7 protein-coding genes and 1 tRNA gene are annotated in these 12,876 nt (G+C 65.3%); 5 read left to right on the top strand and 3 right to left on the bottom strand.

Annotated elements, in window-relative coordinates; translation table 11 throughout:
* Positions 1–61 precede the first annotated feature (61 nt).
* On the bottom strand, positions 62–1,531 hold the full coding sequence (locus tag RFA01S_RS01350) for an FHA domain-containing protein (RefSeq protein ID WP_032407757.1): 1,470 nt from the start codon (positions 1,529–1,531) through the stop codon (positions 62–64).
* Positions 1,532–1,738: 207 nt separating this feature from the next.
* Between RFA01S_RS01350 and RFA01S_RS01355 the strand changes: the two genes are divergently transcribed.
* From RFA01S_RS01355 to RFA01S_RS01370, 4 genes are all read left to right on the top strand, one after another.
* A tRNA-Leu gene (locus RFA01S_RS01355) sits at positions 1,739–1,824 on the top strand.
* Positions 1,825–2,248: 424 nt separating this feature from the next.
* On the top strand, positions 2,249–6,838 hold the full coding sequence (gene gltB, locus RFA01S_RS01360; RefSeq protein ID WP_032385264.1) for a glutamate synthase large subunit: 4,590 nt from the start codon (positions 2,249–2,251) through the stop codon (positions 6,836–6,838).
* The gene (locus tag RFA01S_RS01365) at positions 6,831–8,282 is read left to right on the top strand and encodes a glutamate synthase subunit beta (RefSeq protein ID WP_032367609.1); all 1,452 of its coding nucleotides are present in this window, start codon (positions 6,831–6,833) and stop codon (positions 8,280–8,282) included. The genes gltB and RFA01S_RS01365 overlap by 8 nt, the downstream gene beginning before the upstream one ends.
* Before the next feature lie 270 nt (positions 8,283–8,552).
* Positions 8,553–9,455 (top strand): cutinase family protein, encoded by a 903-nt coding sequence (locus RFA01S_RS01370; RefSeq protein WP_032407758.1) that lies wholly within the window; start codon positions 8,553–8,555, stop codon positions 9,453–9,455.
* Here the strand turns inward: RFA01S_RS01370 and RFA01S_RS01375 are convergent, their stop codons facing one another.
* Positions 9,456–10,982, bottom strand: a complete 1,527-nt coding sequence (locus RFA01S_RS01375) for an MFS transporter (protein ID WP_032407759.1) — start codon at positions 10,980–10,982, stop codon at positions 9,456–9,458.
* Between the two features lie 102 nt (positions 10,983–11,084).
* Between RFA01S_RS01375 and RFA01S_RS01380 the strand changes: the two genes are divergently transcribed.
* Positions 11,085–11,378: a putative quinol monooxygenase gene (locus tag RFA01S_RS01380; RefSeq protein WP_032381978.1), complete on the top strand. Its 294-nt coding sequence runs from the start codon at positions 11,085–11,087 to the stop codon at positions 11,376–11,378.
* Here the strand turns inward: RFA01S_RS01380 and RFA01S_RS01385 are convergent.
* Positions 11,313–12,809 carry a phage infection protein gene (locus tag RFA01S_RS01385; RefSeq protein ID WP_255283963.1) on the bottom strand — a complete coding sequence of 499 codons (1,497 nt, stop codon included), beginning with the start codon at positions 12,807–12,809 and terminating at the stop codon, positions 11,313–11,315. The genes RFA01S_RS01380 and RFA01S_RS01385 overlap by 66 nt on opposite strands.
* Between the last annotated feature and the right edge of the window lie 67 nt (positions 12,810–12,876).

Genomic DNA, 12,876 nt, shown 5'->3' on the forward strand with positions numbered 1-12,876 from the left:
GGGTGGGCGAACCTGCGAGTCGAGGAGACGAACATCTCGGTCGGCCGGGCCACTCCGGTGATCAGACGATCCGGACCAGAATCTCGGAGTGACCGGCGCGGATCACGTCGCCGTCGGCCAGTTGCCAATCCTGGACGGGTGCACCGTTGACGGTGGTTCCGTTGGTGGATCCCAGATCGGACAGCATGGCCACTCGGCCGTCCCAGCGAATCTCGATGTGTCGGCGTGACACTCCGGTGTCGGGGAGGCGGAACTGGGCGTCCTGGCCGCGCCCGATGATGTTCTGTCCGTCCCGGAGCTGGAAGTAGCGGCCGCTGCCGTCCTCGAGCTGAAGGGTCGCGGCGAGCGCCTGGGGCTGACCTGCGTAGGAAGCCGGCTGGTCGTAGCCGTAGCCGTCCCCGCGATCACCGGCACCCTGGGGGTAGCCGCGGCCGTAGGGCGCTTGGGCAGGCGGGTAGTCGTAGGCGGGCTGCTGGTAGCCCTGCTGTGGGTAACCGGCACCCTGCGGCTCGGCATAGCGGCCGGCGGGCTCGCCGTACGCCTGCTCCTGATAGGGAGCCTCGCTGTAGGCACCGCCCTGCTCGCCACCGTTGTAGTCGTAACCGGCACCGTTGTAGCCCTGAGCGTCGTAACCCTGGGCGTTGTAGCCCTGAGCGTCGTAACCCTGGGCGTTGTAGCCCGCTCGGTCGTAGCCCTGGGCGTCGTAACCCTGCTCCTGACCGTTGGGTGCTCCGTAGGCCTGGTCGTATCCCTGCTCCTGGCCGCCGGCGGCGCTGTAGGCCTGGCCGTGCTGGGCGTACGGCTGCTCGTCGTAGCCCTGGTTCTCGTAGCCCTGGGCGTTGTACGGCTGCTGGTCGTAGCGCTGATCTCGATCGGCGGGCGCGTAACCCTGCGCGTCGTATCCGTTCTGCTCACGCGCCGCGTAGCGGGGATCCTGGCCACCGGCGTATCCGTTGCGCGCGCGCGGATCCGGACGATGTCCGTCCGCGGGGTCGCGCTGCGGGTCGTAGCCTGGGTTCTGCGTCATGTGGCCGGCTCCTGGTATCGACATCGGTGGGGCAGTCGGTCGCTGCGTGGCTGAAGGGACGGGACGGGCTGGCTGTGCCGACGCGTTCTGCTGAACAGAGCTGTTCTGCGCAGCAATCGCCGATCGTCCCACATCGGGATCGACCGAGCCACTGGCCCGGAACTGTCCGGTGTGAAGGGTGGGCGACGGTTCGAAGCGAACCACCACGTCACCGTAGGTCTGCCACCCCTGATCACGGATGTAATCGTCCAGGTGACGCGAGAAAGCCTTGACCGTGAGCTCGCGATCACCGGCAAGTTCCTCGTGATCCGAGCTGTTGATCGTGATCACGTAGTTGTTGGGTGCCAGGTAATGACCGCCGTCCAAGGGGCGAACGAGATCGGACGCCTCCTGTTGCAGCGCCGCCTCGACTTCGGCCGGTACGACGCCGCCGCCGAACACGCGGGCGAAGACGTCGCCGACAGCGCTCTGCAGCTTGCGTTCGAAACGCTGAACGATGCCCATCGTGACCCCTCCTCTCACTGTGTTCTTCCACCCTGTGGTGCCTGTTGCCTACAACGGTGCGACGGCCGCGTGTCATCACGAAGTCGCGCTGCAAGCATGATATACGGTGCGGCCGACAGCAACGCTGTGCCGCCGGTTGCTCGGGGCCGCTCGAGGCGGCGATTTTCGAGCACGGCGGGGTGCGTGTTAGTGTTCTCGCCGTCACCCGGGCGGGTGGCGGAATGGCAGACGCGCTGGCTTCAGGTGCCAGTGTCCTTCGGGACGTGGGGGTTCAAGTCCCCCTCCGCCCACCACACTGGCCGCAGCTGATCTCGATCGCTGCGGCCAGTAGTTTCTTCGAACCCCGGCGTGTGAGCGCGGGTGATGCCTTACATTCGTGTAGTTCGACAACGATGTCGACGTGTCGATGCAGAGCCGGATTCCGGACCCCGTCGATTCGGTGGAAAATCGCAGGTGAGAGCCCGAAGTAGGCTTACCTTATTTGCGAGAGCACCCTGGTACTGACTTATCGTTCGTAATTGGATCGGCCTCACCACGGCCTGATCCGTCGAGTCCTTCACTTTTCTACCACGAGCCCACCCGCCCGTGCAGAGGAAAGCGTGGAAGATCGACAGGTGCTGCTTCAACGGCGAGGACGCACCGCAGGCCGTTCGAGCAGCCGGTTACACCACACCGTCGCCGACGAGTTTCAAGGCTGGACTTATCCGAAGGCTAGGTATGAAGCACACTCCGGGCCCGCAAGGCCTCTACGATCCCGTCAACGAACACGACTCCTGTGGTGTCGCATTCGTGGTGGACATGCACGGTCGCCGCAGTCGCGACATCGTCGAGAAGGCGATCACCGCACTGGTCAACCTCGAGCACCGCGGTGCCGCGGGCTCCGAACCGAACACCGGCGACGGTGCGGGCATTCTGATCCAGGTACCGGACGCGTTCTTCCGCGCCGTCGTAGATTTCGAGCTCCCCGCACCCGGTGCCTACGCAACAGGTGTCGCATTCCTGCCGCAGGGCCGCAGCGACGCAGCACGCGCGTGCGAGGGTGTCGAGCGCATCGTCGAGAGCGAAGGCATGACCGTCCTCGGATGGCGTGAGGTCCCCACCGACGACTCCTCCTTGGGCGCGTTGGCTCGCGACGCGATGCCGACGTTCCGTCAGTTGTTCTTCTCCGCTCCCGACGCGGCGATCACCGACCTCGAACTCGAGCGTCGTGCCTTCGTCATTCGCAAGCGCGTCGAACACGAGTTGGGTGAAGAGGGCGCAGGCAAGGACGGCCCCGGTCGCGAGACGGTGTACTTCCCGTCGCTGTCCTCGCAGACGTTCGTCTACAAGGGCATGCTGACCACGCCCCAGCTCAAGGGCTTCTACCTCGACCTGCAGGACGAGCGCGTCGAAAGTGCCCTCGGACTTGTGCATTCGCGTTTCTCGACCAACACGTTCCCGTCGTGGCCGTTGGCCCACCCGTTCCGTCGGGTTGCACACAACGGTGAGATCAACACCGCGACCGGCAACGAGAACTGGATGCGCGCCCGCGAGGCCCTCATCACCTCCGACGTGTTCGGTGGCTCGGAAGCGCTCGAGAAGATCTTCCCCGTCGTCACCCACGGAGCCAGTGACACAGCACGTTTCGACGAGGTGCTCGAACTGCTGCACCTCGGCGGCCGCAGCCTGCCGCATGCCGTGCTGATGATGATTCCCGAGGCCTGGGAGCGGCACGAATCCATGGACCCCGCGCGTCGGGCGTTCTACAAGTACCACTCCTCGCTGATGGAGCCCTGGGACGGACCGGCCTCGGTGTGCTTCACCGACGGCACCGTCATCGGCGCCGTTCTGGACCGCAACGGTCTTCGCCCCAGCCGCCTGTGGGTCACCGACGACGGCTTGGTCGTCATGGCTTCCGAGGTCGGCGTGCTGGACATCGACCCGTCCAAGGTCGTCCGCAAGGTTCGCTTGCAGCCGGGCCGGATGTTCCTGGTGGACACCGCGCAGGGCCGCATCGTCTCCGACGACGAGATCAAGGACGAACTCGCCGCCGAGCACCCGTATCAGCAGTGGCTCGACGAGGGCCTGACGTCGATCGACGATCTGCCCGAGCGGCCGCACGTGCACATGCCGCACGATCGCGTGCTGATCCGCCAGCAGATCTTCGGATACACCACCGAGGAACTGAACGTGCTGGTCTCGCCGATGGCGAAGTCCGGTGCCGAGGCCATCGGTTCGATGGGTACCGATACCCCGATCGCCGTGCTGTCGGCACGTCCGCGGATGTTGTTCGACTACTTCTCGCAGCTGTTCGCCCAGGTCACCAACCCGCCGCTCGACGCGATCCGTGAAGAGATCGTCACCAGCCTCGGCGGCACCATCGGTCCCGAGGGCGATCTGCTCAACCCGGGTGCCGATGGCTGCAAGCAAATCGTGCTGCCCCAGCCGATCCTGCACAACGACGACCTCGCCAAGCTCGTCCACATCAACGACGAGGGCACGCAGGAAGAGCTGCGCTCGGTGGTCGTGCGTGGCCTGTACCCGGTTGCCGAGGGCGGTGAAGGTCTCCGAAAGGCGTTGGAGGCCATCCGCGCTCAGGTTTCCGCTGCCATCTCGGGCGGGGCGCGGATCATCGTGCTCTCCGACCGAGAGTCCAGTGAGAAGCTCGCTCCGATTCCGTCGTTGCTCCTCACCTCGGCAGTGCACCACCATCTCGTTCGTGAGAAGACGCGCACCAAGGTCGGTCTGATCATCGAAGCCGGTGACGCCCGCGAGGTGCACCACATGGCTCTGCTCATCGGATTCGGTGCGGCAGCGGTCAATCCGTACATGGCTTTCGAGTCGATCGAGGACATGATCGAGCGCGGTGCCCTCACCGGCATCGACTTCGACAAGGCCGTCGGCAACTACATCAAGGCCGCAGGCAAGGGCGTGCTGAAGGTGATGTCCAAGATGGGCATCTCGACCCTCGCGTCGTACACCGGAGCCCAGCTGTTCCAGGTCATCGGCCTGTCGCAGGAACTGGTCGACGAGTACTTCACCGGGCTAAACAGCCATCTCGGCGGTATCGATCTCGATCAGGTCGCCGACGACGTCGCAGCGCGACATGGCGTCGCGTACCTCGACAACCGTCAGGAACGCGCACACCGTGAGCTCGAGACGGGCGGCGAGTACCAGTGGCGTCGGGAAGGGGAGTACCACCTCTTCAACCCCGACACCGTCTTCAAGCTGCAGCACTCCACCCGCACCGGTCAGTACGACATCTTCAAGGAATACACGAAGATGGTCGACGACCAGTCCGAGCGGCTCGCGTCGCTGCGCGGTCTGTTCCGCTTCAAGACCGAAGAGCGACAGGCTATTTCGATCGACGAGGTCGAGCCGGCAAGCGAGATCGTCAAGCGTTTCTCCACGGGCGCGATGAGCTACGGCTCCATCTCGGCCGAGGCACACGAGACCCTCGCCATCGCGATGAACCGTCTCGGCGGACGCTCGAATTCCGGTGAGGGCGGCGAGGACGTCTCGCGCTTCGAGCCGGACGAGAACGGCGATTGGCGACGTAGTGCCATCAAGCAGGTCGCGTCGGGACGTTTCGGCGTCACCTCGCACTACTTGACGAACTGCACCGACATCCAGATCAAGATGGCGCAGGGAGCCAAGCCCGGTGAGGGCGGCCAGCTTCCGGCTCACAAGGTGTACCCGTGGGTCGCCGAGGTTCGGCACTCCACGCCGGGTGTCGGTCTGATCTCGCCGCCGCCGCACCACGACATCTACTCGATCGAGGATCTGGCGCAGCTGATCCACGACCTGAAGAACGCGAACCCGTCGGCTCGTATTCACGTCAAGCTGGTCTCCGAGGTCGGAGTCGGCACCGTTGCGGCGGGTGTGTCCAAGGCGCACGCGGACGTGGTGCTCATCTCGGGCCACGACGGCGGCACCGGCGCGACGCCGCTGACGTCGGTCAAGCACGCAGGTGGACCGTGGGAGCTCGGCTTGGCCGAGACCCAGCAGACGTTGCTGCTCAACGGTCTTCGCGATCGCATCGTCGTGCAGGTGGACGGCCAGCTCAAGACCGGCCGCGACGTCATGGTCGCTGCTCTGCTCGGCGGCGAGGAGTTCGGTTTCGCCACCGCTCCGCTCGTCGTGTCGGGCTGCATCATGATGCGCGTCTGCCACCTCGATACCTGCCCCGTCGGTGTTGCGACACAGAACCCGTTGCTGCGCAAGCGTTTTGCGGGCAAGCCCGAGTTCGTCGAGAACTTCTTCATGTTCATCGCCGAAGAGGTACGTGAGCTCATGGCCGAGCTCGGCTTCCGCACGCTCGACGAAGCCGTCGGCCAGGTCGGTCTGCTCGACACGACCGCGGCCAAGGAGCACTGGAAGGCGTCGAAGCTCGATCTGTCGCCGATCCTCGAAGAGGTCGAATCGGCGTTCATGAACCAGAACCTGTACAACACAGGCGTTCAGGATCACGGTCTCGACAAGGCCCTCGATCAGCAGCTGATTTCGGCCAGCCGCAATGCGTTGGACAAGGGCGAGAAGGTCGCGTTCGAGTCCAAGATCACCAACGTCAACCGCACCGTCGGCACGATGCTCGGACACGAGGTGACCAAGGCCTACGGCGGCGTCGGCCTCCCGGACGACACCATCGAGATCACGTTCACCGGCTCGGCCGGCAACAGTTTCGGTGCGTTCGTGCCCTCCGGTATGACGTTGCGCCTCAACGGAGACGCCAACGACTTCGTCGGCAAGGGCCTGTCCGGTGGACATCTCGTGCTGCGACCGTCGCTGAACGCTCCGAAGGGCTTCGTGGCCGAGGACAACATCATCGGCGGCAACGTGTTCCTGTTCGGTGCCACCAGCGGTGAAGCCCTGATCCGCGGCGTCGTCGGCGAGCGGTTCGCGGTTCGTAACTCCGGTGCCGTTGCTGTCGTCGAAGGCGTCGGCGATCACGGCTGCGAGTACATGACCGGCGGCAAGGTCGTCATCCTCGGCACGACGGGACGAAACTTCGGTGCCGGCATGTCCGGCGGCGTCGCGTTCATCTTCGATCCGAACAAGACGTTCGAGGCCAACCTCAACACCGAGCTGGTCGACATCGACGAGCTCGAGGGCGACGAATTCACCTGGTTGAAGGACATCGTCACTCGTCACCAGGAGCAGACCGGCTCCGAGGTGGCCGAGCGGATCCTCGCGGATTGGTCACAGCAGGTGAACCATTTCGTGAAGGTCATGCCTCGCGACTACAAGAAGGTACTGCTGGCCATCTCCGAAGCCGAGAAGAACGGCGCGGACGTGGACGAAGCGATCATGGAGGCAGCTCGTGGGTGACCCACAGGGATTTTTGAAGAACACGGTTCGCGAAGTACCCAAGCGGCGGCCCGTCGATCTGCGCCTGATGGACTGGAAAGAGGTCTACGAGGACTTCTCGAAGGACACTCTGCGCACCCAGGCCAGCCGATGCATGGACTGTGGCATTCCGTTCTGCCACAACGGTTGTCCCCTCGGGAACCTGATTCCCGAGTGGAACGACCTGGTGTTCAAGGATCGCTGGCGCGACAGCATCGATCGCCTGCACGCCACCAACAACTTTCCGGAATTCACCGGACGGTTGTGCCCCGCTCCGTGTGAGGCGGCGTGTGTCCTGGGCATCAACCAGGATCCGGTGACCATCAAGCAGGTCGAGGTCGAGATCATCGACAAGGCCTTCGAGGAAGGCTGGGTCACGCCGGTCTACCCGACGCACCTGACCGGCAAGACCGTCGCCGTCGTCGGCTCCGGACCGGCGGGACTTGCTGCTGCGCAGCAGCTCACCCGCGCCGGCCACACCGTCACCGTATTCGAGCGTGCCGATCGCATCGGCGGATTGCTGCGCTACGGCATTCCCGAGTTCAAGATGGAGAAGCGCCACATCGATCGTCGGCTCGCGCAGATGGAGGCCGAGGGCACCGTCTTCCGCACGGGTGTCGATGTGGGCGTTGACATCTCGGCCGACGAACTGCGTGAGCAGTTCGACGCCGTCGTCCTCTCCGGCGGTGCCACCGCCTGGCGCGACCTGCCCATCGAGGGCCGCGAACTCGACGGCATCTACCAGGCCATGGAGTTCCTGCCGCACGCCAACCGCGTCCAGCAGGGCGACTTCGAGCAGCCGCCGGTCAGTGCCGAGGGCAAGAAGGTCGTCATCATCGGCGGCGGCGACACCGGGGCCGACTGCTTGGGCACCTCGCACCGTCAGGGCGCGGCAAGCGTCCACCAGTTCGAGATCATGGCGCGTCCGCCCGAGGAGCGCGCCACCTCCACCCCATGGCCGACGTACCCGCTGATGTACCGCGTCGCGTCCGCACACGAGGAAGGCGGCGAGCGCGTCTTCTCCGTCAACACCGAGCGTTTCGTCGGTGAGAACGGCAAGGTCACCGCACTCGAAGCCTGCGAGGTCGAATTCAAGGCCGGCAAGTTCGAGAAGATCGAAGGCAGCGAGTTCACCCTCGAAGCCGATCTCGTGCTCCTCGCCATGGGCTTCGTCGGACCCGACAAGGGCGGTCTGCTGACCGACCTGGGCGTCGACTTCAACCAGCGCGGAAACGTCGAACGCACCAACGAGTGGGTTACCAACGTGCCCGGCGTCTTCGTCGCCGGAGACATGGGCCGCGGTCAGTCGCTCATCGTGTGGGCCATCGCCGAGGGCCGCTCCTGCGCGGCCGCCGTCGACACCTTCCTGCAGGGAGCAACGGCACTGCCGTCGCCGATCGTGCCCACCCAGGCACCGCAGCGGTAGGTAGTTTTTCGCCCGTCCCGTCGGGATCAATGTCCCTTTCTTGCACTCTGAGCGACTGAAAGCCGCATTGATCCCGACGGGGGCGCGACCGATCCCGACGGGGGCGCGACCGATCCCGACGGGGGCGCGACCGATCCCGACGGGTGGCGGCGAACCGTGTGACGCACGGTTACGTCCGTTAACCATGTGGGCATCGGATGGTCACAGGCCGCTGTCATTGTGGTGATCGAACACAAGAAGCGTTCGATCACCCAGTGAGGCCCCCTCCCCATGAGTGTCAAGAAATTCTGCGCCGGTGTCGGCGTCGCTGCAGCTGTTGCGTCCGGTCTGGTCGTCGGGGCATCGCCCGCCGTCGCCGATCCCGGCGGTTGTCCCTCGATGTACGTCGTCGCGATTCCGGGAACGTGGGAGACCAGCTCCGGTGCTGCGCCGAAGCCGGGGATGCTGACCGACGTCACCGATCGTCTCGGCGGGGACATCCTCACCGAGTACGTCTCGTATCCCGCCACCGCGTTCCCGTGGGAGGGCGAGGTGTACGGGCAGTCCCGTGCTGCTGCCGTCACCAACGCAGGCGGAATGCTGAAGGCGATGGCGGATCGCTGCGGCGCAACGAAGCTGGGCATCATCGGTTACAGCCAGGGAGCGGACGCGGCCGGTGATCTCGCCGCGTCCATCGGAACCGGTCTCGGGGTGGTTCCGGCCGACAAGGTGGTGGCGGTCGGGCTCGTCTCCGACCCGAAGCGATCGGACACCGACGCCCTGGTCGGTCCCCCTGTGGTGGGTACCGGCGTCGGTGGACCCAGGGTCGGTGGATTCGGCTACGTCAGTCCGGTGGTGCGCACGTTCTGCGCCGTCGGCGATCTGTATTGCTCGACACCCAAGGACGACTACGTGGCGCGGCTCGCGGGCTTCCTCGCCGTGTCGTCCAACCCCGCGCCCGACGTCGCAGATCAGTACACCCAGGAAGCACAATCCTTGATCGCGGACCTCGCTGCGTCCGGTGGATTACCCGTACTGCAGGGGCAGCTGTCGGATCAGGCCAATGCCCAGCGTCAGCGGGAAATCGAGGCCTTCTACCGCTCGGGCATCCACCAGGAATATCAGACCTACGACGTCGGAGGCGGAGTGTCGGCGACGCGGTGGTTGGCGCGTTACCTCGCCGACGCGGTCTGACTACGACGTACTAGCAGGAACCCGACGGAGCAGCAGGAACACGACCACGGCACTGACGAACATCAGCACGGCGCTCGTACCGGCGGCGAGGTTGAAGCCGTCGATGAAGGACGAGTGCGCGACGTCGGTCAACTGCGTTGCGAACGGCTCCGGCAGATAGTCGGCCACGGCTATTGCGCCGCCGATGGTTTCGCGGGCCGGATCGGCGATCTCGGCCGGTGTGCCCGCCGGGATGGCGTCCTCCATACGGTGTCGATAGACGGTGCTGCCGATAGTCCCTAGAATGGCAATGCCGACGGCACCGCCGAGCTCGGCCCCGGTTTCCGACAATGCCGATGCAGCCCCGGCCTTTTCGGGGGCCGCTGCGGTCAGCACGATGTCGGAGTTCAGAGTCGATGCTGCTCCGATTCCGAACGTGACCAGGGCCATTCCGGTCAGCAGCAGCGGCAGGCCGGAGTCGGATTGCACGAATATCAGTGCGACGCAGCCGAAGACGATGGACAGCAGGCCCGCCGAAATGATGGTGCCGGTGGGAATCACCTTGCTCATCGTCGGTGCGGTGACGGCACCGGCCGCCGCTGCGGCAGCGGGAATCAGCAACCACAGTCCGGCGCGGAGTGGTCCGAGTCCGAGAACCAGCTGCAGGTACTGGGAGGCGAACAGGCTGAAGCCGGTCATGGAGAAGATGACCAGAAATTGCACGACGACTGCAGCGCTGAAAGCACGTTCGGCGAAGAGCGTCACGTCGATGAGCGGGTTCGATGCCTTGCGTTGCCGGATGACGAACACGAAGCCGAGTGCCAGGCCGAGGATCGCGGTGGTGATCGTCGTGGCGTCGATACCGTCCTGGGCCCCGTGCTTGATGGCGAACACGATCGAGAGCATCGACGAGATCGCGAGGATCACGCTGATCGGGTCGAACTTTCCGGGGTCGCTGTCCTTGAACTCGGGGACCAGTAGCGGGGCCGCAACGAAGAGCACGACCATGATGGGGATGTTGATCAGGAAGACCGAACCCCACCAGAAGTGTTCCAGCAGAACGCCTCCGACAACCGGGCCCACGGCTGCGCCGCCTGCGAAACCGGCGGTCCACAGGCCGATTGCTTCCTTGCGCTGCGCAGGGTCGTGAAACATGTTGCGAATCAACGACAGTGTGCTCGGCGCAATGGTGGCTCCGCCCACTCCCAACAGAGCACGTGCGACGAGCAGCATCTCGGGGGAGGTGGAGAACGTCGCGGCGAGCGATGCCGCGCCGAAGACCACCGCGCCGACCATCAGCAGGGTCCGCCGACCGATGCGGTCGCCGAGCGAGCCCATGGTGATCAGCAGACCGGCCAGCAGAAATCCGTAGATGTCGAGGATCCACAGGGTCTGGTTGCTGGTGGGTTCGAGATCGGCGGTCATGAAGGGCAGCGCGAGATACAGCACCGACATGTCCATGGAGACCACGAGGATCGGCACCACCAGTACCGCGAGGCCGAGCCATTCCTTCTTCGTGGCGCGATCCTCGGTTGCCGTCTGATTCACTGCTTCTTCCCTTCCCGCGTGGACACCTCACCTTAGGTGGGTCGGGAGTACGTTCGGTGAGGAAGAGTGTGTCTCGCCGAACGAAGGAACCGATTCCGCATGATGAACGATCTCGAGGTAGTCGCGACGATCACCGCCAAGCCGGACGCAATCGACACCGTGCGCGACGGGCTCGTGGCTCTGGTCGCCGAGTCACGCAAGGAGAGCGGCAACGTCTCCTACAAGTTGTTCGAGTCGGCGGTCGAGCCGGGCACCTTCGTCACCATCGAGGTATGGAAGTCGCAGGAGGACCTCGACGGCCACATGCAGACCCCGCACCTGCAGCAGGCGCTAAGCGAATTCGGTGCCCATCTCGCGGCCCCGCCCGCCATCCATCCGCTCCGGCCCGTCGGTTGAGCCTGCCCGCGCGCTGACGTACACGAGTGCCGAGACGGCAAGCAGCGCCACCGTGGCACCGATCGCCAGCCACCCGGTTCCGCTCATCTCTCCCGACGCGATGATGCGGGCACCGGCGGCGGTGTAGCTCATCGGCATGAAGGCTGCGACGTCTCCCCAGATCGGTGCCGTCGATGCGTACGCGAATCCGCAGACGACGACCTGCACCACGAGGGCGACGACGTTGACGATCTGGCCCACCACAGCACCGAGCACTCGTTGAATGGCGCCTGCGGTGGCGAGATAAGCCGCGGCCGACACGATGAGGAACGTGCCGGCTCCGATCACCGGTCCGAGGGCGGCGTCGGTGGCGAAGGCGAATGCGACGGCCGCGCTGACACCCACTGCGGCGACGGCCGCTCCGACGGCGAGCCACCGCGGCTTGGTGTCCCTGCCCAGGACCCGCACGAGGCTGACGCAGCCGAGAGCTCCGAGTGCCACGAGGGCGGCGATCAGATACGGGGTGGCACCGGTACCGGTGCTCGTCGCCGTCGCTGCAACGTTCTGGTCGGAGGTGGCGTCATCGGTCGTGGCGGCCGCCTTTGTCGGGAGGGCGGCGGAGGCGTCGCGCACATTGGTGGCGATGCCGTTGACGATCCCCTCGACGGGTTTGACCGACGTCACGAGCTGATCGGTGCCGGCCTTGAGTTGCTGCCCGCCGTCGTCGAGCTGGCCGAGTCCGTCACGCAACTGCACGGTTGCGTCGCCGAGCTGCGCGGTGGCACCGAGGAACTGACTGTTGGGGTCGTTCAGTTCGGTCGACAGCTGCTGAGCTCCACCCTTGAGGGTCTGCAGTTGAGCGAGCGTATCGGGACCGAACGCCTGAGTGTTGAGGTTGTCGATCACTCCGCGGATCTCGCCGGAAATCGCGTCGGATCCCGGATGCGGGAAGCGATCGACCGTGTCTGCCGTGGCGGCGAGCTTTGCCGTGAAGTCGGCCTGCAGAGCTCCGAATCCGGCGAGCTGGTCGACGACCTGGTCGACACCCCCGCTGATCTGCGATGCGCCGTCACCGAGCTGGCCGATGCCGTCGCGGTACTGGCCGAACCCGTCGGCGAGCTGGATGGTTCCGTCGTGAGCCTGGGTGATGCCGTCGGCAAGTTGGCCGACGCCGTCGTTGAGCTGCGTTCCGCCTTCGGTCAGCTGACCGATGCCGCTGGAGAGAAAGGTGATCGGGAGCGAGGCGCTGTTGAGGCTGCTCCTGGCCTTGGACAGGGGATCGGCCGTCTGCTGTGCCTCGGCCGGGGCCTGCTGAGTGTCTGCGACAACGGCGGTCGTCGTGGTCGATTCTCCGCCCAGGTCGTAGCCGGTGCCGAGTGCGAACGCACCCACAGCCACCAGAGGGAACGCCAGTGCGACGAGAGCAACGGCAGGACGTCGGAAGATACGCATTTCACCCATGATGACTTCGAGGCTAACTGCCACCGCCGGCCGCACCGACCACTCGGAGCGATCCACA

Source organism: Rhodococcoides fascians NBRC 12155 = LMG 3623 (assembly GCF_001894785.1).
Lineage (GTDB): Bacteria > Actinomycetota > Actinomycetes > Mycobacteriales > Mycobacteriaceae > Rhodococcoides > Rhodococcoides fascians.

Bases quoted from the DNA above. Each gene is read 5' to 3' on its own strand.
- RFA01S_RS01350 (WP_032407757.1), bottom strand. From the start codon at position 1,531: ATGGGCATCGTTCAGCGTTTCGAACGCAAGCTGCAGAGCGCTGTCGGC.
- gltB (WP_032385264.1), top strand. From the start codon at position 2,249: ATGAAGCACACTCCGGGCCCGCAAGGCCTCTACGATCCCGTCAACGAA.
- RFA01S_RS01370 (WP_032407758.1), top strand. From the start codon at position 8,553: ATGAGTGTCAAGAAATTCTGCGCCGGTGTCGGCGTCGCTGCAGCTGTT.
- RFA01S_RS01380 (WP_032381978.1), top strand. From the start codon at position 11,085: ATGAACGATCTCGAGGTAGTCGCGACGATCACCGCCAAGCCGGACGCA.
- RFA01S_RS01385 (WP_255283963.1), bottom strand. From the start codon at position 12,809: ATGCGTATCTTCCGACGTCCTGCCGTTGCTCTCGTCGCACTGGCGTTC.